Source organism: Xanthomonas sp. 4461 (genome assembly GCF_024806475.1).
Taxonomy (GTDB): domain Bacteria; phylum Pseudomonadota; class Gammaproteobacteria; order Xanthomonadales; family Xanthomonadaceae; genus Xanthomonas; species Xanthomonas arboricola_F.
In genome coordinates this window covers 209,378-233,723 of sequence record NZ_JANTYV010000004.1, presented here as the reverse complement: position 1 = coordinate 233,723, position 24,346 = coordinate 209,378, and the positions used below count along the sequence as shown (strand labels likewise).

Genomic DNA, 24,346 nt, shown 5'->3' with positions numbered 1-24,346 from the left:
TTGGCCTGGCCTTGCTGTGGCTGGCGCTGCTGGTGGTGGCCGGGTTCTGGCTGAGCGAGACGCTCAAGGTCACCGGCGATCTGCGAAAATTCATGCCCGCCCTCCGTAGAAAGAAAACGCCGAAGTGGCCCGATGCCGCGCGCGCGGCCGGTGGACGTCCAGCCATTGCAGTGAGGCGGTTGCATGCCCTTTGAATTGAACGCAAACCGCCGCATTGGCCTGGCCTTGCTGTGGCTGGCGCTGCTGGTGGTGGCCGGGTTCTGGCTGAGCGAGACGCTCAAGGTCACCGGCGATCTGCGAAAATTCATGCCTGCCCCGCGTACGCCGGCGCAAAAACTGCTGATCGAAGAGCTGGGCGAAGGCCCGGGGTCGCGGCTGTTGCTGATGGCCTTGTCCAATAGCGACCCGGCCATCCTGGCCGAGCAATCGCAACGGTTGCAGCAGGCACTGGCCGCGCAGCCGGCGCTGTTCGAGTTGGTCGGTAATGGCGGCACTGCCGGATTGGAGGCGATTCCGGAGCGCTTGCTGCCGTATCGCTACCTGCTGAGCGACAGTTTCGACACCGCAACGCTGGACGCGGCGACGCTCGAAGCTGCGCTGCAGTCGCGCGTGCAGGATCTGGGCTCGCCGGCAGCGGCGATGGTGGAGCCGCTGCTGCCGCGCGACCCGACGCTGGAAGTGCTGCATCTGGCCGAGACCCTGCAGCCGGCGGCCGCCCCGCAAACGCGCAATGGGGTGTGGTTCGATCGCGCCGGTACCTCGGCCCTGCTGATCGTGCAGACGCATGCGGCCGGCTTCGATCCTACCGGCCAGCAGCTGGCCTACGACGCCGTGCAGGCGGCGTTCGCCAAGGTCAGCAAGGGCACCACGACGCAGCTGACCTTGACCGGCCCGGGCGCATTCGCGGTGGAGATCACCGCGCGCACCCAGGGCGAGTCGCAATGGATCGGCACGCTGGATACGGTGGGTCTGGTGCTCTTGCTGATGATCGCCTACCGCAGCTGGAAGATTCCGGTGCTGGGCGTGTTGCCGCTGGCGAGCGCGGGGTTGGCCGGCCTGGGCGCGGTGGCACTGCTGTTCGACGGCGTGCACGGGATCACCGTGGCATTCGGCTTCACGTTGATCGGCGTGGTGCAGGATTACCCGATCCACCTGTTCAGCCATCAACGTCCCGGCCTGGATCCGCGCGAGAACGCGCGGCATTTGTGGCCGACGCTGGCGACCGGCGTGGTGTCCACCTGCATTGCGTATGTGACCTTTCTGTTTTCAGGCGTGGATGGCCTGCGCCAGCTGGCGGTGTTCACCATTGCCGGCCTGGCCACTGCAGCGATGACCACGCGTTGGCTGTTGCCGTGGCTGATCGACCCGGCCCCGCGCGACTACGCCGATTCGCGCCTGTTGGCTGGGCTGTGGCGCGGCATCGCGCGCTTGCCGCGGCCACGCATCAGCCTTGCAGTGATCGCGGTGATCGGCATTGCGGTGATCGCTTTGGCGCCCGGCCAGTTCTGGCAGAACGACCTGTCCAAACTCACTCCGGTGCCGCCCAAGGCATTGGCGCAGGACACCCGCTTGCGTCAGGAGCTGGGCGCGCCCGATGTGCGTTACGTGCTCGCGCTGTCTGCGGCCAGCGATGAGGCGGCGCTGCAGGCCAGCGAGCGCCTGCGGCCGCGGCTGGATGCGCTGGTGCGCGACGGTGCCCTGACCGGCTACGACATGGCCGCGCGGTATCTACCCAGTGCCAAGACCCAGCAGGCGCGTCAGGCGCGGTTGCCGGATGCGGCGCAGGCACGCACGCTGACCGAGCGCGCGGTGGCGGCCACGCCTTTCCGCAGCGATGCGTTTGCGCCATTCCTGCAGGATCTGGATGCCGCCAAGCGTGCACCGCCGCTGCTGCCGAAGGATCTGACCGGCTCGCCGCTGGCCACGTCGGTGGGCGGCCTGCTGCTGGGGCGCGGCGATCGTACGACTGCCCTGGTGTCGCTGACCGGCCTGCATGATCCGGCGCTGTTGGCTGCGGCGGTGCAGGGCAGCGGCGCGCAATTGCTGGACCTCAAGGATGCGTCCGAATCGCTGGTGGCGGCCTACCGCGGCCGGGTGCTGGGGGCGCTCGGTGTGGCGGCGTTGCTGCTTGCAGTAACGGTGGCGATCGCGTTGCGCAGCCCGCGCCGTATCGTGCGTGTGCTGTTGCCGATGGCGCTGACCACCGTGCTGATCCTGGCGATCCTGCGCGGCATCGGCGTGGAGCTCAACCTGTTCCATTTGATCGCGCTGATTCTGGCCGCAGGCCTGGGCCTGGATTACGCCTTGTTCTTCGATCATGCCGGCGACGATCACGCCGATCAGCTGCGCACGCTGCATGCGTTGATCGTCTGCAGCCTGATGACATTGCTGGTGTTCGCGCTGCTGGCCGCCTCCAGCATCCCGGTGCTGCGCGCGATCGGCAGCACGGTGGCCTTGGGCGTGTTGTTCAATTTCATCCTGGCGTTGCTGGTGTCGCGCGAACCGGCACTGGAGCGCACACCCAGTGGAGCATCGCATGCAGGGACGTGACGCAATCGCCGCCTTGATCCCGCACCAGGGCAGCATGTGCCTGTGGGATGAGATAGTGACCTGGGATGCGCAGCGGATCGTGGTGCGCAGTCACGCCCATTGCAGCGACATGCATCCGCTGCGTGCCAATGGACGTCTGCGCGCGGTGCATCTGTGCGAATACGGCGCGCAGGCCATGGCGGTGCATGGCGGCCTGTTGGGTCGAGAATCCGGCAAGCCGGTGCGCCCTGGTATGCTGGTCGCGTTGCGCGGCGTGGAGTTGCACGTGACCCATCTGGACGCGTTGCCCGATGCCATCGAGTGCGAAGCGCAGGTGCTGATGCAGGGCGAGGACAGCCAGCAATACAGCTTTCGTCTGAGCCACGGCGATCAGTTGCTCGCCGAAGGGCGCGCCACGGTGATGCTGGGCGCCGCGCAGGCCCTGTAGGAGCGCGCTTGCGCGCGATGAAGCGTTACCGCTGAAGCCTCATCGCGCGCAAGCGCGCTCCTACAAGATGTGGGCGATCAATGCGGGCGATCTATTCCTGCGCCTGCTGCGAGTGGTTAGGATGAGGCTCTTTCCGCCGTCGTGTCTGCGGCTTTTATCGAGGCTTTCATGAGCACATCCATTCCACAGCGCCGCGCCCTCGTCAGCGGCGGCAGCGGCGATCTTGGTGGTGCGATCTGCCGTCAGTTGGCGGCGCAGGGTCGCCATGTGATCGTGCATGCCAACCGCAATATCGCCCGCGCCGATGAAGTGGTCGCAGCGATCGTGGCCGACGGCGGCAGCGCCGAAGCGGTGGCCTTCGATGTGGCCGATGCGCAGGCCAGCGGTGCGGCGCTCGAGCGCCTGCTGGACGCCGGCCCGATCCAGATCGTGGTCAATAACGCCGGCATCCACGACGACGCGCCGATGGCCGGCATGAACGCCGCCCAGTGGCATCGGGTCATCGATGTGTCGCTGCATGGATTCTTCAATGTGACCCAGCCCTTGCTGTTGCCGATGGCGCGCACGCGCTGGGGCCGCATCGTCAGCGTGTCGTCGGTGGCGGCGGTGCTGGGTAACCGCGGGCAGACCAACTACGCCGCAGCCAAGGCGGCGCTGCACGGTGCCAGCAAGTCGCTGTCGCGCGAGATGGCCAGCCGCGGTATCGCGGTCAACGTAGTGGCGCCGGGCGTGATCGAAGGCGAGATGGTCGGCGAAAGCTTCGCCCCGGACGTCATCAAGCAGATGGTGCCGGCCGGCCGCGTGGGCAAGCCCGAGGAAGTGGCCGCACTGGTCGCGTTTCTGTGCTCGGAGTCCGCGGGTTACATCAATGGCCAAGTCATCGGCATCAATGGCGGAATGGGCTGAATCCTCGTCACTTCCCCGATTGGTCCATGGGCGGCCTTCTGGAGTGCGGGGGCGCCCACGTTGGGCTACAGGCGCGCAATAGCTGCGGCGTTCAGCCGCCTGTTTCGTCGATACTCATGACCAATTCGCGCTCACGCGCGCCACGCGCGGCGCGGCAATGCACAGAGACCGTATTTCCGTTCGCGCGCAGGCGGCCGTCCACATAGAGGCCATCGCCGCGATCGTGGTATGACGCTGTCCAGTTGTAGATACTCGCACCCTGCGCAAGATAATGCGTTTCTGCCGCACGCCGGCACACCGGCACCAGGTCGCTTGCATTCAAGAGCAAAGGTTCTGGCGTGTACTGCACGATGTTCTGCGCAACTGCCTGCGTGCCGCTGCTGCCGAGCAAAGCCACGACAAGCACGCCCAGTAGTTTCTGAGGCATGGATCCCCCTGTGGAAAATCTGGTTGCGTGAAGACTACGGATCTATGAGCCCCGGGGTACCAGGATGCGCGTTCGCGCATGACTATGCCGCGTCGGCGTACCACGTCGCCGTCAGGATTGCCTCGCCGCTGGCGTTGGCGGTCAGTGCGTCCAGGCCATGGTCGGGCAACTCCGGGTGGCGGTGGCGTGCCTGCTGCAGGATCTCCCGGGCCAGCACCGCCATTTGCGCCACGTTGGTGTGGATGCGTGCGGCGAAGGCCTCATCGTCCAGGATGTCGTGCAAGGCGCCATTGAGTTCGTTGAACCAGCCGATCAGATATTGGTCCAGCAGGCGGCCACCACCGGTGGCGATGCCCTGTGCGGTATTGTGCAAGCCCCAGTCGTGCAGCACGCGCTGCATGGACAGGTTCAGATCGCGCGCGTACAAAAAGTCCGTCTTCATGCGCGACAACAGGCTCAGGTCGGCGATGCGTCCGGAGCAGAACAACGGCGCCAGCAACGACCAGTAGTAGGTGTAATCCCAGATCACCTTGACCGGCATGACCTGTTCGTCGCCGAACAGGGCGTACTGATCCTGGTACAGGGTCAGGGTGTTTTCGTAGAACGAGAAATACAGTTGCTCATACAGCTCGGTATACGGGCTGAGCGACCTGCCGGCACGATCGCGGCCGATCAGTTCGCAGATATAGGTGTTGGAGATGGCGATGAAGTCGCTGCCGGGCGAATAGAACGGATCCAGGAACAGGCCCGCCTCGCCGGTCAGCGCCCAGCGCTGCGACGAGAACACCTGCTTGCAGCCATACGAAAACTTGCGCAGGAACAGAAAGTCCTGCAGTCGGTAGTCGGCCTTATCCAGCGATGCGGCGACCTGCGGTTGATGCAGGCGCAGCCAGCCCATGGCTTTTTCGTGCGTGTTCATGGTCTCCAGCGGGTGCATCTGCGCATCGCAGACGATGCCCAGCGAATGCGCGCCCGACGACAGCGGGATCAACCAGAACCAGTAACCCGGCCCGCACATGTGGTTGGTGGAACGCCAGCGGTCCGGCGGTGTGCAGCGTTGCAGCCAGCTGCTGTCCTGCGACCAGCCGTTAGGGTCGATCAGGCCCTCCACGCGCCACCACACTGCATTGGCGTTGTGCGCGTTGTCCTGTGCCAGATCCAGCTTGCGCTTGAGCAGGCCGGCGCGGCCACTGGCATCGACCACCCAGCGCGCGCTCAGCGTGCCCGGCTCGCCGGCATGCTCGTAGCGCACCGCGTGGTCGGCGGTGTCGTCGGACAGGTCCACGCCCTTGACGCTGCAGTTGTCGAGGAAACTGATGCCCAGTGCGCGTGCGCGCTCGCCGAGGAAATTCTCGAAGCGACCGCGGTCGATCTGCCACGACGGCGTCGGCAGGATCTGGCTGACGCCCAGCTCGGTGCAGCGGTCGATGTCCTCGCGCTTGTCGGAGAAGAAAAAGCGGAAACCGAACTTGCGGATCTGCTCGGTCTCCAGATGCTCGCGCAGGCCCAGCACGTCGGCGAAATAATGCGCGCCGATTTCCACCGTGGATTCGCCCACCTTGAATGCCGCCTCGCGCACCGGGTGCGCACGGCGCTCCAGCACGGTGATCGCAAGCTCCGGGTCGCGTTGCTTCAGTTGCAGGGCCAGGCTCAGACCGGCCAGACCACCCCCGGTGATGACGACATCGGCACGCTGTGCATTCATGGGGATGGGTCGCTCTTGGTAGGCGAGGGCACAGTAGCAAATTCGGCGTCGGCATCGTCGATCAACACCGGGTTGGCGCGCACGTTGCGGTACTCGCGCCAGATGTGGCCATAGGCCCACACCTGCTTGACCACATGCGAGGTGATTTCCCAAAGATCGCGCACCAGCCGGAAATGGCTCTTGCGGAAGGTGCCCGGCGCGCTGCCGGCGTAGCGGGTTTCGATCGGCACAGCGACCACGCGCGCGCCGGCCTGGCGGGCGGCGGAAATCAGCAGCTGCGCTTCGAACACGAAGCCTTCGCCGGGCACGTCGGGCAGGGTGAACACCGAGGCCGGATACAGCCGTTGGCCGCTCTGGCTGTCCACCAGGCGAAAGCCGCAGGCCCAGGCGATGCCCCAGTCGCCGAAGTCGTTGCCGATCCGGCGGATGGTCGGCTGGGTGGCGCGCTTGCGCATGCGCGCACCGACGATCACGCAGCCGGGGTGGCGGTTGGCCGCGGCTAGCAGGCGCGGGAAGTCGGCGGCCTTGTGCTGGCCATCGCCATCCATGGTCATCACCGCGCGCATGCCCATCTGTTGCGCCTGCGCAAAGCCGCTGCGCAACGCGGCGCCCTTGCCCATGCGCTGCGGATGGCGGATCAGGCGCACCGGCAGATCGGCGATGCAATCGGCGGTGCCATCGTCGGAGCCATCATCGATCACGATCACATGCGAGCAGTAGGTCAAGGCATCGGTGACCACTTCGCGGATGCGCAATGCCTCGTTCAGGGCGGGCACCAGAATCGCGGTGTCCTCGCGGGTCAACGGCACCCGGCTCATCGCTGCAGCTCCACGCGCAGCACGCGGCCAGGGCCGGCATACAGCGCAGCGCTGTCGCCGTGGCCGGCCAGCAGCGCAAACAGCGGCAGCATCGGCGCCATCGCATTGCCTGCGACATGGTGCGCCAGCGCGCCATCATCGGGAGACGGCGCGCCATCGTCCAGCCGCGCCTGCAGTTGCGGTTTGCCGGCCTGGCCGGCGCGGCCCAGCACCAGCGCGCCACCGAGCAGGCCCTGGCTGGGCGAGATGCGGCCAAGCGGCCCCACCGAGCGTGCGTCGTAGCCGGCCAGCAGCACCGCATCGACGCCGGCGGTGAGTTGCACCAGCGCTTCCAGCAGGCCCTGCGCAAAACTTGCGGCGTGGGCGCTGATCGCCGTGGCCGGGGTCATCGCACCGGCGCCGATGGTCCAGTAGCCTGCTGCGGCGTTGTGCACCGAGTTGTGGAACTTGGTCGGCGAGATCGCCAGCGGGTCGCTGGCCAGCGTGGTGCACATGTAATCGGTGATGGCCAGATCGCCGTGCGTGGAAGTGAACACCGACGGCAGGCTGGCGGGGTCGCGGCCGGCGGCCGTGCAGGCGGCCAGTGCGGCTTCCAGCGACACCGCCACCGTATCGGGCGCGCGGCGGCGCTCGTTGGCGGCCAGCAGTTGCGGTGCCGGACGCGTGGGCGTCTCCTGCAGCGGGGCGCCATGCACGAACGCATGCGCCGCTTCCCAGGTTGGCAGGCCCTGGGTCCAGAAACCGATCCCTTCGATGGTGGCGGTCAGCATCAGCGTGCCCGCCCGAACAGCAGCGAACAGTTGTTGCCGCCAAAACCGAAGGAGTTGTTCATTGCGTAATCGATCCGGGAATGGGCGTTGTCGAAGCGGATCTGCGGGCCGCAGGCGGGGTCGGGCACGGCACTGTTGAGCGTGCCCGGCAGCACGCCGTCGCGCAGCGCCAGCAGCGCGATCACCGACTCGACGATGCCGGCCGCGCCCAGAGTGTGGCCGGTCCAGGCCTTGGTCGAACTGGCGTGCAAGGTGTCCGGGAAGATCGCCGCCACCGCTGCCGCTTCCACGCTGTCGTTGGCCGGCGTGGCGGTGCCATGCAGATTCAGATAGCCCACCGCTGATGCGTCCAGGCCGGCGCGTTCGAGCGCGCCGCGCATCGCCAGCTGCGCGCCCAGGCCCTGCGGATGCGGGGCGGACATGTGGTGCGCATCGCTGGATTCGCCGTAGCCGTACAGCCATAGCGTCGCCTCCGGGGCGGCGGCGGTGCGTTCGACCAGCGCAAAGCCACCGGCTTCGCCCAGGCTCAGGCCGACCCGACGCGCGTCGAACGGCTGGCACGGTTCGGGCGCGACCACCTGCAGCGAGTTGAATCCGAACAGCACGCTGCCGCACAAGGTGTCCACGCCGCCGACCAGCGCCGCGTCGATCACCCCGGCGTCGATCAGCCGCGCCGCCTGGGCGAAGACCTTGGCGCTGGACGAACAGGCGGTGGCCACGGTCACGCTGGGGCCGCGCAGGCCGGTGGCGTGCTGGACGAAGTCGCCCAGCGAATGCGGGGTGTGCACGATGGGGCGGGCCAGATCGTCCGGAAACCGCGCGCCGTCGGCGTCGTCGACCAGCCGCGTATAGGCCTCTTCGCTGGCGCCGATGCTGGAGGTGGAAGTGCCGATGATCACCGCCACGCGCTCGGCGCCGTAGCGCTGGGCGGCTGCCTGCACGGCGTCGGCCATGCCGTCCTGCTGCAGGGCCAGCCAGGCCAGCCGGTTGTTGCGGCAGTCCCAGCCTTGCAGCGCATCGGGCAGCACGACTGCTTCCACGCCTTCGACGCGGCCGATCCAGCACGGCAGCGGTTGCGGTCCGAAATCGTTGTAACGCAGGCCGCTGCGACGCGACTGCAGGGCGGCGGCCTGGGCCGCGAGCCCGGCGCCGAGCGCGGTGGTGGAGGTGTAGGCGGTGACGGCGACCGGGGCCATCTGGGACGAATGCTGCGCTTGGCTCACGATGGTCTGGCTGGCAAAAAGTGCTCGCAGTATATCGGCGGCGTGCGCCGGCCCCGTCGACGGCGCAACTGAACGCGCCGGTCATGTCGCTGACGTGGCTGGGATTTTTCGCAGCGGCCGCGCTTTCGCCGTCGCCGCAATTGGGACACAATCGACGCGACCTACCGCTCTTAGAGCGCGATCACGCGCGCATGCACGCCTACGTCTATAAAAGCCAACGCAAGCAGGACACCTTCGTCTACCTGGCCACGCGCGACGACTTCTCCGGTCTTCCCGCTGCCGTGCACGCGCAGTTGGCGCCATTCGCATTCGTGCTGGAGGTGGCGTTGACGCCTGAGCGCCGCCTGGCGCAGGCCGATGTGGCAACCGTGCGCGAAGCGCTCGGCAAGCACGGGTTCTACCTGCAGCTGCCCAAGACGGTGGTGCTGGCGGGCGAGTGCGACTATGACTGAGCCGCAGCGTGCCGCGCGAGTGCGCGCCGCAGCGCTGGCAGGTGCAGCCGGCGTGGTGTTGTCCCTGCTCGGTGGCCTTGGCGGCGCCGTTGCTGCGGTAAGCCTGTGGCTGGCGCAGCCGGCCTTTGCACTGGCGGTGTCGTGGGCGCGCGGCACCCGCGCGCTGGCGACGCAGCCGCGCGCCATCGCGCAGGCGTTGCCGCCGTTGCTGGCGATCTGGGGCGTCGGCCTGCTCGCCTTGGCGGCATTGATCAGCTGGCCGCTGACCGCGCTGCGCGACAGCGGCAGCCTAGCCGCAGCGTTGGCCCTGAGCGTGGCCGTGAGCGCCGCCTTGCTGGGCCTGTGGCGCACCTGGCCGTTGTGGGGCGAGGTGGAACGCGACGGTGGCGCGCTGGCGCCACGCTGGCACGCGCTGGCCACGCAGGAATTGCATGCCTGGCGCGGCCTGCTGGCGGCCGCCCTGGTGCTGGCGGTGTGCACCGTCGTGGTGGTGGTGGCCTGGCCGGGCTGGTTGTCCGGCGGCCTGCGCTGGGGCCTGGCGATTGCCGCCAGCGCGCTGCTGCCCGCCGCCCATCTGCTGCTGCAACGCACCGCCGCACCGGCGCGCAGCGATGCGCCAGTGGCCAGGCAGGCTGCCGATTTCTTCTCCGAAGCGGCCGCCGAACCGCGCCCGCTGGAGCCGGTCGCCCAGCATCAGCTGGTGCCCGAATTGTTCGAAGCCGCGCGTAGCGGCCGGGTGGACCGCGCGCTGCAGTTGCTCGAAGCAGGCGCCGACCCGCAGGCGATGCCGCTGCCGGAATGGCGCGACCAGCGCAGCCTGCCGGCGCTGGCCGCGGTGCTGCCGGATCTGCGCCTGCTGCGCGAGCTGATCGTGCGCCGCGTGGACGTCAACCAGCCGCATCGCGGCATGACGCCGCTGCTGGCCGCCACCCGCGACAGCTGGCATGGCCGCCCGGATGCGGTGATGACCCTGCTGGCCAACGGTGCCGACCCGCGTTCCACCGACAACGACGGCAATACCCCGCTGCATCACGCCGTACGCAGTTCCGACCCCGGCGTGGCTGCGTTGCTGCGCGATGCCGCCGCCGAACTGGACGCGCTCAACAACGAAGGTCACTCGCCGCTGGCGATGGCCTGCCAGGTCGGCAATTGGCGGCTGGCGAAATTTCTGCTGGAACGCGGTGCCCACTCCGAGCCGGACGGCGGTGCGCCGGTGTTGCTGGCCGCGGCCGGCACCGAAGAGGACGACCCGGCCGGCGTGCAGTTGCTGCTCAAGCACAAGGCGCGGGTGGATGCGCGCGACCGCCAGCGGCGTAGCGCCCTGCACGAAGCGGCGCTGGCCGGCCACGGCGACATCGTCGAGGCGCTGTTGTCGGCCGGGGCCAACCTGGAAGCGCGCGATCTGCTCGGCCGCACGCCGTGGCTGGACGCGGCGCGTCAGGCGCGCAGTGCGGTGCTCGAACGCCTGGTCGCGCGCAAGGCCGATGTGCTGGCCACCGACGGCGACGGCCGCAATGCGGTGATGCTGGCCTGCGCCGCCGACAGTGTGTCGCCGGCCTTGATCCGCCGTCTGCTTGATCTGCAGGTGCCGGCCGACAGCGTCGATGTGCATGGCCGTCGCGCCGTGGACGTGGCAGCCGAAGCCGGGCGTTGGGCGATCGTGCAACTGCTCGACCCCGGCTATCCCGTGCCGGCCGCCGTCAGCGATGCGCACGGCGATACCCCCGGCGTTGCGGTGCTGCCCGATCGCCCGCCGTTGGTGTTGTTGCGCGAAGGCCTGCAGTTCGGCCAACGCGATGGCCTGGACGCGCTGGCGCGGCTATGCGCCCCGGAAGAACTCGGCGGCCTGCTGCATGACGCGCATCTGGCGCTCAACGCCGATGCGGTGGACTGGCTGCTGCGCCACGGCGCCGATGCCGAGATGCGCGATGCCTGCGGCGACGTGCCGATGTTTGCGCTGCTCTCGCGCGGCGTGGAAGCGGTGCCGGCGCTGCAGGTGCTGCTGCGTCACGGCGTGTCGCCGGCCGGTGCGGGCGGCCTGACCCGGCTGCTCAGCGCCTGCGTGCAGCACGATGCCGCCTCGCGCGGGCTGGAACAGTTCGCACTGGAGTTGCTCGAACGCGGCGCCGACCCGTTTGCGCCGTCGGCAGCCGGCGACCCGCCGTTGTCGCTGGCCGTGCGGCTGGGCTGGCTGCGCCTGCAGCAGTGGTTGCTGGAACACGGCGTGGACCGCGAGGCGCGCGACAGCCACGGCATGACCGCGCTGCATCTGGCGACCGCGCTCGGTCGGGACGCCTCGCTGAAATTGCTGGTCAAGCAGGGCGCCTCGCCGGAAGCGCGCGCCGCCGACGGGCAGACCCCGCTGGGCGTGGCGTTGTCGATCGGCCGGCGCGATCTGGCCGACTGGCTGGACTGGCGGATCTGGTCGCTGCCAGGCCGCACGCTGCGCGAAGCGGACGTGCCGGCGGCAGCGATGACCGGCGACACCGATGCGGTGCGGCGGCTGATCGACCTCGGCCTGCCGGTGGATGCCGTCGACGCCCAGGGCTGCACTGCGCTGCTGCGTGCGGCCGGTGGCGGCCACCTGGGTGTGGTCGCGCATCTGCTCGGCCGCGGCGCCGATCCGCAACGCGCGGCCAACAGCGGCGCCACGCCGTTGTCGGCGGCAGTGAGCATGCGCCAGACCGACATCGTCGCCGCACTGTTGCAGGCCGGCGCGCAGATCGAACATCGCCTGCCGGGCGGAGTGACCGTGCTGATGCTGGCCTGCGCGCTCGGCCTGCCGGACATCGTGGCGCGCCTGCTCACGGCTGCAGCCGACGTGCACGCCACCGACAATCAGGGGCTGGCACCGCTGCACTGCGCGGCGCTGTACGGCTTCACCGCGCGCGACACCACCCGTCTGCTGGCGTTGCTGGACACCTTGTTGCTGGCCGGCGCCGACCCGGATGCGCTGGCCGGTGGGCGGGTCAGCCCATTGCTGCTGTTGCTGGGCGCGCGCGCCGAACCGGGCACCGCCTGCGACGAAAAGGTGGTGCTGGCCGGCGTCGAACGCCTGCTCGATGAAGACGTCTCGCTGGATGTGGCCGATCAGCGCGGCTTCGGCCCGCTGCATCTGGCCGCACTGCATGGCCTGCCGCTGCTGGTGCAGCGCCTGCTGCGTGCCGGCGCCGACGCCGACCGCCGCGACGCGCTCAACCGCACCCCGCGCGAGATCGCCATCATGCGCGGCTTCATCGATGTGGCCGGCCAGTTCGAACCCGCCTTGCCGGGCGTGTCCTCGATGGCGCGCTTCCTGCGCGAAGGCCGCTGAGCCGGCGCGGCGGTTCACCGCTGCGGGTACTGTTCGTGTGCAGCCGCAACCGGCTGCGCAGCCCCACCGCCGAGCGCGTGTTTGCCGAATGGCCGGGCGTGCAGACCCAATCGGCCGGGCTGGCCGCCGATGCGCAGGTGCAGGTCACCCCCGAGTTGCTGCACGAGTCCGACCTGGTGCTGGTGATGGAGCGCCGCCACCTGCAGCTGCTGCGCAAGCGCTTCGCCGCGCATCTGCGCCATTGCCGCGTGGTGTCGCTGCAGATTCCCGATGACTACGTTTACATGGATCCGGCACTGATCCGTCGGCTGGAACACACGGTGCCACCGCTGCTGCGCCTGCCGGCGTATTCGTAACCTGATCCCGACACCGCGCATGCAAGACTGGGCGTTCCCTCGCACGAAGGAAGCGCCTCTACGATGAGCGTGCGTATCGAGGACCACGCCATGCTGGGCAATTGCCACAGCGCGGCCCTGGTCGACCACCGCGGCACCATCGACTGGCTGTGTCTGCCACGTTTCGATTCCGATGCGTTTTTCGCATCCCTGCTGGGCGACGAGCAAAACGGGCAATGGGCGTTATCGCCGTCCGGCGACTTTCGCAGCGAACGTGCCTATGAAGACGACAGTCTGGTGTTGTGCACCCGCATGATCACCGACACCGGCACGGTGGAGCTGGTCGACTTCATGGTCGCCAGCGACGAAGGCGACAACCACCAGCGTCTGGTGCGCATCGTGCGCTGCGTGCAGGGCGAGGTGCCGATGCACATGCGCCTGACCTTTCGCTTCAACTATGGCCGCACCGTGCCGTGGGTCACCGGCATCGACGGCGGCATCCGCGCCATTGCCGGCCCCGACCAGCTCACGTTGCGCTCGCCGCAGGAACTGCACGGCGAAGACATGGGCACCGAGTCGGACTTTACGCTGCGCGAAGGCGAAAGCACCTGGTTCCTGCTCAGTCACGGCGCATCGCATGAGCCCACGCCGCCGCAGATCGACCCTGAACAGGCGCTGCAACGGACCGCCGCGTTCTGGCATGGCTGGGCACGTCGCTGCACCGATGTCGGTCCGTGGACCGGGCAGGTGCGTCGCTCGCTGGTGGTATTGAAGGGGCTCAGCTACCTGCCCACCGGCGGTATCGTGGCCGCGCCCACTGCCTCGTTGCCCGAGCACCTGGGCGGCACGCGTAACTGGGATTACCGCTACTGCTGGTTGCGCGATTCGGTGTTCACGCTGATCGCATTGCTGCAAGCCGGCTATCGCGATGAGGCCGCTTCGTTTCGCGACTGGGTCCAGCGCACCATCGCCGGCTCGCCGGATCAGTTGCAGGCGCTGTACGGCATCGGTGGCGAGCGTCGTCTGCAGGAATGGGAAGCGCACTGGCTGCCCGGCTACGAAAATTCCGGGCCGGTGCGTATCGGCAACGGCGCGGTGGATCAGTTCCAGCTCGATGTCTATGGCGAGTTGATCGGCGCGTTCCATTACGCGCGCGAAAAGGGCGTAGCCCCGCCGTCCGATGACGATGGCTCGTCGGCATCGCTGCTGGAAAAGATCCTGGATACGCTCGAAGACCTGTGGCGCCTGCCCGATGAAGGCATCTGGGAGATCCGCGACGAGCGCCGGCATTTCGTGCATTCCAAGGTGATGGCGTGGCTGGCATTCGATTGCGGCAGCCGCGATGGCATCACCAATGCCGATGCTGACAAGCGCGCGCACTGGGGCCGCATTGCCGACGAAATCCGCGCAGAAGTGCTGGAAAAAGGCGTGCACCCGGACGGCCACTTCGTGCAGAGTTATGGTTCCGACCGTCTGGACGCTTCGCTGTTGCTGATCCCCATCGTCGGGTTCCTGCCGGCGGAGGATCCGCGCATTGCCGCTACTGCCGATGCGATTGCGCGCGAGCTGACCATCGATGGCCTGGTCGAACGCTATCGCGCCGACGACAGCGCCGACGGCCTGCCGGCGGGCGAGGGCACCTTCCTGGCCTGCAGTTTCTGGCTGGTGGAAAACTTTGCGTTGATCGGCCGCACCGATGAGGCGCGCGCATTGCTTGAGCGTCTGCTTGGGTTGTGCAACGACGTGGGCCTGCTCGCCGAAGAATACGACCCACGTGCAAAACGCATGCTTGGCAACTTCCCGCAAGGGTATTCCCACGTGGCCCTGGTCAATGCGGCATTGCGCCTGCATGGACGCATGGGCGAGAAGGAACAACATCCATGAACGAGCAACAGACCACACCGCCGTGCATCATCGTGGTGTTCGGCGCACGCGGCGATCTGACCAAGCGCCTGGTGATGCCGGCGCTGTACAACCTGCGCCGCTCCGGCGCACTGGGCGAGCAGTTCGCCATCGTCGGCATGGATCACGGCGATATCAGTGAGCGTTCGTGGCGCACGATGATGGGCCAGTCGATGACCCAGCTGCTCAGCAGCCGCGACGCCGAATTCCAGACTGACGAGTTCGATACCGACACTTGGGAGTGGCTGCGCGAGCGCATGCATTATCTGCGCGGCGATTTCACCGACCTGGGCGCCTATCAAACCCTGGGTGGCGCGCTGGAGAAACTGCACAAGCGCTACGGCACGCAAGGCAATGTGCTGTTCTATCTCGCCACCGCCGCACGTTTCTTCGAGCCGGTGTTGTTGAATCTCGGCGAAGCCGGCCTGGTCAAGCAGCGCGAAAACCAGGGCTGGCGCCGCGTCATCGTGGAAAAACCCTTCGGCCACGACCTGCCCAGCGCCATCGCGCTCAACGCCACCGTCGCCAAGGTGCTGCACGAGGATCAGGTGTTCCGCATCGACCATTTCCTGGGCAAGGAAACCGTGCAGAACATTCTGGCGTTCCGTTTCGCCAATGGCCTGTTCGAGCCGGTCTGGAACCGCGACCGCATCGATCACGTTCAGATCACCGCTGCCGAAACCATCGGGGTAGAGGGGCGCGGACGCTTCTACGATCCCACCGGTTGCCTGCGCGACATGGTGCCCAATCACCTGTTCCAGTTGCTGGCGATGATTGCGATGGAACCGCCGGCCGCCTTCACCACCGAGGCGATGCATCGCCGTCGTGCCGAGGTGATCGAAGCGGTGCGCCCGATCAAGCCGGAAGACGTGGTGCGTGGCCAGTACGCATCCGGCGCGGTCAATCGCAGCGCCGTGCCCGGCTATCGTGAAGAAGACACCGTGCCGGACGATTCAGAGACCGAAACCTATGTAGCGATGAAGCTGCAGGTCGACACCTGGCGCTGGGCCGGCGTGCCGTTCTATCTGCGCACCGGCAAGCGGCTGCGCGAGCGCACCACCGAGATCGCGATCCGCTTCAAGCCCGCGCCGCTGGCACCGTTTCGCAGCACCGAAGTGGGCGGTTATGGCCCCGACTGGCTGGTGCTGCATATTCAACCCGATGAAGGCATTTCGCTGCAGTTCGACGTCAAGCGCCCCGGCGCGCAGGTCGCGCTGGCACCGGTGCGCATGGACTTCCGCTACCGCGACTGGTTTCCCAAGGAGTACACCGTGGGTTACGAGCGCCTGCTGCAGGACTGCATGAACGGCGAAGCCGGCCTGTTCCAGGACGCAGCGATGGTGGAAGGTGCCTGGCGCATCGTGCAGCCGATCCTGGATGCCTGGAAACAACCAGCCAGCGACTTCCCCAACTACGCCGCCGGCAGCGCCGGTCCCTCGGCCGCCGACGCGCTGCTGGCCATGAACGGCGGACACGCCTGGCGCGCGCTCACCCCTGGCCGCAAACCACCGCCGCGCCGGGCACCGGAAGCGCGCAGCAGCGCTACGACACCGGTGAAGAAAGCTACCGGGAAGACAGCAAAGAAAGTCGCCAAGGTGCCAGCCAAGAAGATCGCCAGCGCGCCAGTCAAACGCACATCTGCGGCGTCAGCAGGACCATCGCAGGATGCGGCTGCATCGCCTGGCAGCGCGGCCAAGAAAGCCGTGCGCAAACGCGCGGCCGGCAAGGTCGCAAAGACCGCCGGCAAAACCGCGGAGGGCAAGCGCGCAGCGAAGAAGTCGACTAGCAAGGGCGCGGTGCGTACACCGCGCCGCTAGGGGAGGCGAGCGGCATACAGCCGCCGCAGATCCACGTAGGAGCGCGCTTGCGCGCGACCGGGCTTTATCGGTAACGCCTGGTCGCGCGCAGGCACGCTCCTACGAAAAGCTCAGCGATTGTTTGTGTTGGTGCGGGTTGGCCATCCACATCGGCTCATGACATGTAGGCGATGGAACGCTCGCTTGCAGGCTGTTTCCCCAAGACATCGACTACGCAGCTACCGCTGGCGAGCGATGCACGACATCCACATCGGAGCTTGCTCGCGCGCGACGGGTTTTATCGGTAACGCTTGGTCACGCGCAGGCACGCTCTTACGAAAAGCTCAGCGATCCTGCGTGGTGGGCGCGGGCTCCCCTTCCACATCCGCCTTGACGTCGGCTTCAAACAGATTCATCAGGTCTTCGCGCGCGTCGCGCGAGGTCTGGATCACCTTGGCCTCGTCGTCGTAGACCAGGTGCTGGGCGCGCATCAGGTCTTCGTCGTGCTTGCGGAAGCGCTCGACGTGTTCGCGTGCAAGCGTATCGGCCACACCGAGCGAGGTCAGCACGCGCCCGCCCAGTTCCAGGCTGGTGGCGAAGACTTCGCGGAACGGTTCGGCGCCCAGGTCCATCAGTTTCCAGGCATGTTGGCGGTTGCGCGCACGCGCCAGCACGGTGGCTTGCGGGTAAAGGCGGCGGATCATGCGTACCGTCTTGATGTTGGTTTCCGGGTCGTCCAACGTGATCACGAAAACCTTGATGCGGTCGGCACCGGCGGCGCGCAGCAGCTCCGGCCGGGTCGGGTCGCCGTAATACAGTTCGCCGCCGAAGCGGCGGATATCTGCCACCGTGTCGGGATTGTGCTCCAGCGCCACGAACGGCACGTGGCGCGAGGTGAGCAGGCGTGCCACCACCTGGCCAAAACGGCCCACGCCCGCGATCAGCACCTGCGGCGACTGCGCATCGATGGTGTCGAAGGGGCGCTCGGACTTGGGCGCCTGCACCCGCAGCGGTCCGTTGAGCAGGCGCTGCATGCCGAGCAGCAACACGGGCGTCAACGCCATCGACACGCCGACGATGGCCACCAGGCGGTCATGATTGGCCGGGTCCAGCAGGCCGACGCGATCGGCTTCGTTGAACACAACGAACGCGAATTCGCCACCCAGCCACAACACGCTGCCCAGCATCAGGCTGCTGCGTAGCGGCAGTTTGGCGACGCTGCCGATGCCGACCAGCAGCGAGAACTTCACCACCAGCAAGATCGCAACGCCAGCGGCGATCAATCCCGGCTCGGCAGCCACGCGATTGAGGTCGATGCCCATGCCCACCGAAATGAAGAACAGGCCCAGCAGCAAACCTTCGAACGGTTCGATCTGCGATTCGAGTTCGTGGCGGAATTCCGAATCGGCCAGCAGCACGCCGGCGATGAAGGCGCCCAGGCTGGCGCTCAGCCCGGCTTCCTGCATGATCCAGGCGGTGCCCAGCACCACCAGCAACGCGCTGGCGGTGAACACCTCCGGCATGCGCGTGCGCGCCACCATGTTGAACAGGTGGCGCAGCACGAAGCGCCCGAACAGGATCACCAGGGCCAGCGCGGCCATCGCCTTGGCCACATCCGGCCAGGCGAGGGTGGCGTTCTTGCTGCCACCGAGCAGTGGAATGGCCGCCAGCAACGGGATCGCGATCAGATCCTGAAACAGCAGGATGGCGAAGGCCAGGCGCCCGTAGTCGCTGCCCAGCGCCTTGCGCTCGGCCAGCAGCTGCAGGCCCACCGCAGTGGACGACAACGCCAGCGCCACGCCAACGATGAGCGCGGTTTTCCAGCCCAGGTTGCCCAGCATCAGCAGTCCGCCCAGGATCGTGGCAGTCACCACCACCTGGGTGGCGCCGGCGCCGAACACCGAGTGGCGCATCACCTTCAGGCGGGCCGGGGAGAGCTCCAGGCCAATCACGAACAGCAGCATCACCACGCCGATCTCGGCCGCGCCGCTGATGCGCTCGGCGTCCTGCACCACGCCCACGCCATCCGGGCCCAGCACCACGCCGGCGACCAGATAGGCCAGCACCGCGCCCAGGCCGAAGCGCTTGAAGACCGGCACCGCCACGATGGCGGCCAGCATCAGCACCAGAGCCAGTTCCAGACCGCCGCTATGCATGTACGTTCTCCGTTGAGGTGCGCATTATGCCGCCGGCGTGCAGCTGCCGGCCCGGATCGGCGTGCGCTGCGTGCAACGGTGTGGATTGGCGGTGTGCTCTGCGTCGGTGGTGCAAGCCGGCAGCATCGCGTCGCTGGCACAGATTCACCACGTCGTTCCACATCAGCGAGCCGCATCGCCGGGCATGCACGCGTGCATGCAAGCCACCGTTGCGGGCAATGACACAACGTCTGGGTGGGTGGCAGGCGGCCGGTCATCGTGTGCGATGCAGTCGTTGCCGGCATGCCAGAGCCTGCGCCGTGGCGTCCGCCTGGACGCCCGCTGAGCATGGCCTGCGCAGGGCATTGACCAGGCGGGCGCAGGCGCGCAGACTGCGCCGCGCTGCCGCCCGGATCACCGGTCGGTGCGCACCTTTCGGAGCCCTTACCCATGTCCAGCGACAGTCACCCTAGACCCGGGTCGATGACCCAGCTGGCGCGCGCCTGAGGCTCAGGTTCGCCGGCTGTCATCGACGACGGTCGTCACCAGGCGAACCACCATGTACAACGAAACCCTGCGCCTTGTCCAAGGCGTCGATGCCTTGATCGCACCCATGGCCGACTTCAACACGGCCGATGCGGTGGAATACCTCAACACCCTCGACCGCGACGCCGCCGCACAGGTGCTGGCCGCGCTGCCGCAGCCGCGTGCGGTGAAAGTGCTCGAACAGCCCGAGCTGCACGCCGCCAGCGCGCTGGTCGCGCTGCTGCCGGCCGAGCAGGCCGCATCCTTGCTCGGGCAGATGGCCGACGACCGCGCCACCGACATCTTCCATGGTCTGGATGCCGATCAGCGCCAGCCGCTGCTGTGGCTGCTCAGTGCCGAAGCGCGGTTGTCGATCCAGGCGCTGATGCGCTATCCGCCCAACACCGCCGGCGCGCTGATGACCACTGAATTCGTGGCGGTGCCTGCCGACTGGACAGTGGGCCGCACCTTGCAGCACATCCGCGAAGTGGAGCGCAGCCGCGAGACCGTCTACGCCATCTATCTGCTCGACCCGCAGACCCGCGTGCTGCAGCAGGTGGTCACCATGCGCCGGCTGATCACCGGCGCGCCGGATGCGCCGATCCTGGAGGTGGCGCAGGTCAACCCGCCGGTCACGGTGGACCCGGCACTGGATCAGGAAGAAGTCGCGCGCCTGATCCGCCGCCACGACCTGCTGGCGATCCCGGTGGTGGATGCGCATGGCCATGTGCTCGGCATCGTCACCGTGGACGACGTGCTCGACGCATTGATCGCCGAATCCACCGAAGACGTGCACAAGTTCGGCGGCATGGAAGCGCTGGACAAGCCCTACATGCAGATCGGCTTCGGACAGATGATCAGGAAGCGCGCCGGCTGGTTGAGCGTGCTGTTCCTGGGCGAAATGCTCACCGCCAGTGCGATGCAGCACTTCGAGGACGAGTTGTCCAAGGCAGTGGTGCTGACCTTGTTCATTCCGTTGATCATGAGCTCGGGCGGCAACTCCGGCTCGCAGGCCACCTCGCTGCTGATCCGCTCGCTGGCGCTGCGCGAACTGCGTCTGGGCGACTGGTGGAAGGTGGCGCTGCGCGAGCTGCCGACCGGGCTCACCCTGGGCACCATCCTGGGCATCCTGGCGATCGTGCGCATCACCATCTGGCAGACCGCCGGCCTGTACGACTACGGCCCGCACTGGCAGATGGTGGCGCTGACCATCGGCGCGGCGCTGATCGGCATCGTCACCTTCGGCTCGCTCTCCGGCTCGATGCTGCCATTCGTGCTGCAACGGCTCGGCTTCGACCCGGCCAGTGCCTCGGCGCCGTTCGTGGCGACCTTGGTGGATGTCACCGGGTTGGTGATCTATTTCAGCATTGCTGCGGCGATCCTCAGCGGCACCTTGTTGTAGCGCAGCGGGCGGGGCGCGCGGAAGTTGCGCCCCGCCATGCCCTGGATGAGGACTGCGATGATCGAGGTGCCGCATGTGTTGCAGCACCTTTGGCCAGATGGCTGACGCCGCGGACCGGCACCCGGCGTAGCGCGGCAGGTGCAGGCTCAGGCCGTAGTGCCTGGTTCACCGCGCATCGCTGCACAGCAGGCCATGCAGCGATGCGCAGCGGCGATCGTGTCAGAAGGTCACATACAGCGTGGCACGCAGGTTGCGTCCCGGTTCGCTGTAGCGGCCGATGCCGTCGTCGGTGGCATAGCCGTACAGATAGAAATCGCCGCGGGTGATATTGCGGATGCGCGCCCACTGGTAATAGCGCTCGTCGAACAGGTTGTAGACGCCGAGATTGACGCGCACGTGCGCGTTGAAGCGGTAGCTGCCGAACAGGTCCACCACGCTGTAGGCCTCGCTGAGGAACGGCTCGGCCGCAGCGCCGAAGATGTCGTTCTCGACAGTGACGTCCTTGGTCTTCTTGGCCAGCGCGTGGGTGATGTTGGCGGTGATGCGCAGGCGCTCGTCCAGGCCCTGCCAGCTCAGGCCGAGCACGCCGCGATCCGGATTGATGCTGTCCAGCGGGCGGCCATCTTCCAGTTCGCCCTGGTTGTGGGTCCATGCCGCGCGCAGCAGCCAGGCATCGCCGAGCTTGAACTGCGCATCCAGTTCCACGCCCTTGACCTCGACCTGGCCGACATTGAGCAGCGTGGTGTAGGCGTAGCCGTTGCGCGTGCTGCACACGCCGCGGGTACAGGTCTGGTAGAGCGTGCCGGCGTTGGCGATGACGGTCTCGCTCTGGATGAAGTCGTCGTAGCGGTCGCGGAACACCGACAGGCCCACGCGCGCCCACTCGCTCTCCCAGCGCCAGCCCAGTTCCAGGTTGAGGCTGCGCTCGGCCTCCAGCGCGGGATTGGCGGCCACCGTCGGCACGTTGACGGTGGCGCCGGTGTCCAGCCGGGTCAGTGCGGTGATGCTGGTCGGGGCGTACATCTCGGCGGTGGTCGGTGCACGGAAGCCGCGCCCGGCCTGGAACCATAGCGTCTGCTGCGGGGTGAAGGCGTAGCTGATGCCGGCCTGCCAGGTCGGTGCGGCGAAGGTCACCTCGCGCACCGTGCCGGTGACATCGGTGAAGGTGGACGACAGCGTCGGCGCGTAGCGGTAATGGTCGTAGCGCGCACCCAGGGTCAGCTGCAGGCGGTCGTCGAGCAGGCCGATGCGGTCGCGCAGGTACACGCTCCAGCTGTCGGCATCGGTCTTGGGCACCTGCGCCGGGTCGATGGTGGCGGTGTCCAGCGTGCCGGCGTTGTTCCAGCGGTAGTCGATCGCGCTGAAGTCGATGCTGCGGCGCTGCCAGGCCGTCCCGTACAACAGCGCTTGCGACCAGCCGTTGCCATGCACCAGCTTGTCGAAGTCGACCGCGAGGCGGTCCAGGGTCTGCTCGGTGTCGCGGTCCTCGGCCCGGTGGCACGGCAGCGCCACCGTGCAGCGCGTGGTGGCGGCGGTGGCCGGTGTGCTCGAGCTGCCGCTCTGGGTGAGGATGCGGGTGGTGCCACGGCTTTCGGTCTGCTGGCGGTCCAACTGCGCCTCGAGCGTGTCGAACAACGCGTTGTTCGCGTTCCAGATGTAGCGCAGGCCGTAGCGGTCACGGTCGTTGCTGTCCTCGCCGATGCGTTCGGCGTAGCTGGGCGCGCTGACGCGGCTCAGGTTGTCGACCCGGTTCTGCGCGCGGTTGCGCTCGTACACCACGCCGAAGCGGTGCTGTGCGTTCGGCACCACGTCGAGCTTGGCCAGCACGTTGTCGCTTTCGCTGTCGATCGGGTCGGGCGTGCGCCGCGCGCTGCCGGTGTCGATCTCGGTGCTGGAGTACCAGCCCTCCGACTCGTGGCCCTCGCGGCGGGTATAGCTCAGCATCGATTCGACGATGCCGCTGCGGTTGGCGACGGTGAGGTTGCCCAGCCATTGGTCGTTGTGGCCGGTGTAGCCGGTCTTCAGGCCGACATGGCTGTCGTTGCCCTGCGCCTTGAGGTAGTCGTAGGGATCCTTGGTGGTGAACACCACCGCGCCGCCGAGCGCGCCGCTGCCGGCACTGATGGAGTCGGCGCCCTTGACGATGTCCACGCTCTTGAGCGAATCCACATCCACGCCGCCGCGGCCGGCGCGGAAGAACTCGTAGTCGCGCGCGGTCTCCACGCCCTCGGCCATCGACAGGCCATCGATGGTCATCGCCACGCGGTCGCCTTCCAGGCCGCGGATGTTGAAGCCGTTTTCGCCGAAGCGGCCCATGTCGGCGATGCTCACGCCGGGAATGTAGCGCACCAGGTCCTCCATGCTCTCGGCCTGTTCCTGCTGCAGCTGCGCGGTGTCGAGGGTGGTGACGTTCTGGTTGCTGGAGGCGCGCTTGTCGCGCGCGGCCTTCACTTCGACCGGGTCGAAGGTGGTGGCATCGGCGGGTGCCTGTTCGGCATGCAGCGGGAAGGCCAGGCCGGCGGCGATCGCCAGGGCCAGCAGGGTCGGTGTCGAGTTCATCGTGGAGTCCACAGTCAGGAGGAGGAATGGGCGCCGGAGGGCGCGGACCTGGCTGTGGGCGGCAGGGGACGGCCGCGTGGCTGGGTGGGGCCCGCCAGTGGCGGGCCGGGCGCTGCGGGCAGCGAAGCCCGCGGCAGGAAAGTCAGTCGGCGCGAGCCGGCGTGGCGGCCGGCGCAGTTACGGTTACAGGAGCAGGCAACGCGGCGTCGCCGGCATCGACCACGCCGTCGTGATTGCGGTCGACGCGGGCGAAGGTGCGCAGGCCAGAGGCCTGGTATTCGGCGAAGCTCATGCGCTGGTCCTTGTCGGTGTCGAGCACGGTGAAGCGCACATGCACCTGGCGGTCGTCGGCCAGTTCGAGCGCGGTGAGGCGGCGGTTGAGGCGGTCCTCGAATTCGACTCTGTACTCGTCCAGCGAAAGCGCACCGTTGTGGTCGCTATCGGCGCCGGCAAACTGCGCTTTGCGCAGGTCTGCGTATTCCGCCTCGCCCACCTTGCCGTCGCCGTTCTCGTCGTACAGCGCGAGGAAGCCCTCGGCCGAGCCGCTGTCGGGCATGCCGGGGCGGCCGCCATCGCGGTCGAAGGCGGCCGTTGTGTCGCCCGATGCAGCCTTTGCAGCGGCCGACACGGCTGCCTGTCCGCGCGCCCAGTCCTGCGCACCGGCCGCGTCGAATTCGGCACGCGACACCTGCCCGTTGCCATCGGTATCCAGTGCCGCAAAGCGGGTCTTGCCTTGTGCGGCCTGTGCGCTGCGTTCCTGCTCCAGCGCACGCTGGCGGCGCTCGCGAAACTCACCCACGTATTCGTCCTCGTCGACCGTGCCGTCGTGGTTGCGGTCGGTGGCGTCGAAGCGGGTGCGGCGGAAGGCCGCGAAGTCGGCGGCGGTGATGCGGCCGTCGCCGACTTCGTCATGCTGGGCGATGAAGGCCTGCACGTTGTTGCCATGCCCGCCGAGCAGCGGGCGCGGCGCGGATTGGGCGAATGCAGTAGCAGGAAGCAGCAGCGCGCACAGGCACGCGCCGGCCAGGGAGCCAGTGTTCATGGATTGCCTCTTGATGGGAGAAACGGTGCCGGGCCGTGGCGTGGGCTGGGCCTGCAGGC

18 protein-coding genes are annotated in these 24,346 nt (G+C 67.7%); 10 read left to right on the top strand and 8 right to left on the bottom strand.

Annotated features, from left to right (window positions below; translation table 11 throughout):
• From FHY19_RS15845 to fabG, 4 genes are all read left to right on the top strand, one after another.
• On the top strand, positions 1-194 hold a 194-nt coding region (locus tag FHY19_RS15845), incomplete at its 5' end, for a hypothetical protein (RefSeq protein WP_259167161.1).
• Positions 184-2,550 carry an MMPL family transporter gene (locus tag FHY19_RS15840; RefSeq protein WP_259167160.1) on the top strand — a complete coding sequence of 789 codons (2,367 nt, stop codon included), beginning with the start codon at positions 184-186 and terminating at the stop codon, positions 2,548-2,550. The genes FHY19_RS15845 and FHY19_RS15840, both read left to right, overlap by 11 nt.
• Positions 2,537-2,977, top strand: coding sequence for a hotdog family protein (locus FHY19_RS15835; RefSeq protein WP_259167159.1), 441 nt, complete (start codon positions 2,537-2,539; stop codon positions 2,975-2,977). Before FHY19_RS15840 ends, FHY19_RS15835 begins: the two co-directional genes overlap by 14 nt.
• A 168-nt stretch (positions 2,978-3,145) precedes the next feature.
• Positions 3,146-3,883, top strand: a complete 738-nt coding sequence (gene fabG, locus FHY19_RS15830; protein ID WP_259167158.1) for a 3-oxoacyl-ACP reductase FabG — start codon at positions 3,146-3,148, stop codon at positions 3,881-3,883.
• A gap of 91 nt (positions 3,884-3,974) precedes the next feature.
• On the opposite strand, the gene FHY19_RS15825 is transcribed toward fabG, so the two are convergent.
• The 5 genes from FHY19_RS15825 to FHY19_RS15805 form a co-directional block, all read right to left on the bottom strand.
• Positions 3,975-4,280: a hypothetical protein gene (locus FHY19_RS15825; RefSeq protein WP_259167157.1), complete on the bottom strand. Its 306-nt coding sequence runs from the start codon at positions 4,278-4,280 to the stop codon at positions 3,975-3,977.
• A 112-nt stretch (positions 4,281-4,392) separates the two neighbouring features.
• On the bottom strand, positions 4,393-6,015 hold the full coding sequence (locus FHY19_RS15820) for an NAD(P)/FAD-dependent oxidoreductase (RefSeq protein WP_259167155.1): 1,623 nt from the start codon (positions 6,013-6,015) through the stop codon (positions 4,393-4,395).
• Positions 6,012-6,833 (bottom strand): glycosyltransferase family 2 protein, encoded by an 822-nt coding sequence (locus tag FHY19_RS15815; RefSeq protein ID WP_259157357.1) that lies wholly within the window; start codon positions 6,831-6,833, stop codon positions 6,012-6,014. Before FHY19_RS15815 ends, FHY19_RS15820 begins: the two co-directional genes overlap by 4 nt.
• Positions 6,830-7,603, bottom strand: a complete 774-nt coding sequence (locus FHY19_RS15810; protein WP_259157356.1) for a beta-ketoacyl synthase chain length factor — start codon at positions 7,601-7,603, stop codon at positions 6,830-6,832. The genes FHY19_RS15815 and FHY19_RS15810 overlap by 4 nt, the downstream gene beginning before the upstream one ends.
• Positions 7,603-8,799, bottom strand: coding sequence for a beta-ketoacyl-[acyl-carrier-protein] synthase family protein (locus FHY19_RS15805; protein ID WP_259167154.1), 1,197 nt, complete (start codon positions 8,797-8,799; stop codon positions 7,603-7,605). The genes FHY19_RS15810 and FHY19_RS15805 overlap by 1 nt, the downstream gene beginning before the upstream one ends.
• 218 nt (positions 8,800-9,017) lie before the next feature.
• Here FHY19_RS15805 and FHY19_RS15800 point away from each other — a divergent pair, with 218 nt between their 5' ends.
• The 5 genes from FHY19_RS15800 (at position 9,018) to zwf (ending at position 16,645) form a co-directional block, all read left to right on the top strand.
• On the top strand, positions 9,018-9,278 hold the full coding sequence (locus FHY19_RS15800) for a YcgL domain-containing protein (protein WP_259157354.1): 261 nt from the start codon (positions 9,018-9,020) through the stop codon (positions 9,276-9,278).
• Positions 9,271-12,591, top strand: coding sequence for an ankyrin repeat domain-containing protein (locus FHY19_RS15795; RefSeq protein WP_259167153.1), 3,321 nt, complete (start codon positions 9,271-9,273; stop codon positions 12,589-12,591). Before FHY19_RS15800 ends, FHY19_RS15795 begins: the two co-directional genes overlap by 8 nt.
• A gap of 29 nt (positions 12,592-12,620) precedes the next feature.
• Entirely contained in the window at positions 12,621-12,947 is a 327-nt protein-coding gene (locus FHY19_RS15790) for a phosphotyrosine protein phosphatase (RefSeq protein WP_259167345.1), read from the top strand.
• Between the two features lie 63 nt (positions 12,948-13,010).
• Positions 13,011-14,810 (top strand): glycoside hydrolase family 15 protein, encoded by a 1,800-nt coding sequence (locus FHY19_RS15785; RefSeq protein WP_259167152.1) that lies wholly within the window; start codon positions 13,011-13,013, stop codon positions 14,808-14,810.
• Complete coding sequence (gene zwf / locus FHY19_RS15780) at positions 14,807-16,645, top strand: glucose-6-phosphate dehydrogenase (protein WP_259167151.1); 1,839 nt, start codon at positions 14,807-14,809, stop codon at positions 16,643-16,645. Before FHY19_RS15785 ends, zwf begins: the two co-directional genes overlap by 4 nt.
• Positions 16,646-16,968: 323 nt before the next feature.
• Here the strand turns inward: zwf and FHY19_RS15775 are convergent, their stop codons facing one another.
• Complete coding sequence (locus FHY19_RS15775; RefSeq protein WP_259167150.1) at positions 16,969-18,780, bottom strand: monovalent cation:proton antiporter-2 (CPA2) family protein; 1,812 nt, start codon at positions 18,778-18,780, stop codon at positions 16,969-16,971.
• A 538-nt stretch (positions 18,781-19,318) separates the two neighbouring features.
• Here FHY19_RS15775 and mgtE point away from each other — a divergent pair.
• Entirely contained in the window at positions 19,319-20,686 is a 1,368-nt protein-coding gene (gene mgtE / locus FHY19_RS15770) for a magnesium transporter (protein ID WP_259167149.1), read from the top strand.
• A 219-nt stretch (positions 20,687-20,905) separates the two neighbouring features.
• Here the strand turns inward: mgtE and FHY19_RS15765 are convergent, their stop codons facing one another.
• Together FHY19_RS15765 and FHY19_RS15760 are read right to left on the bottom strand one after the other, a co-directional pair.
• Positions 20,906-23,245 (bottom strand): TonB-dependent hemoglobin/transferrin/lactoferrin family receptor, encoded by a 2,340-nt coding sequence (locus FHY19_RS15765; protein WP_259167147.1) that lies wholly within the window; start codon positions 23,243-23,245, stop codon positions 20,906-20,908.
• 142 nt (positions 23,246-23,387) lie between these two features.
• Entirely contained in the window at positions 23,388-24,287 is a 900-nt protein-coding gene (locus tag FHY19_RS15760; protein WP_259167145.1) for an EF-hand domain-containing protein, read from the bottom strand.
• Positions 24,288-24,346 lie beyond the last annotated feature (59 nt).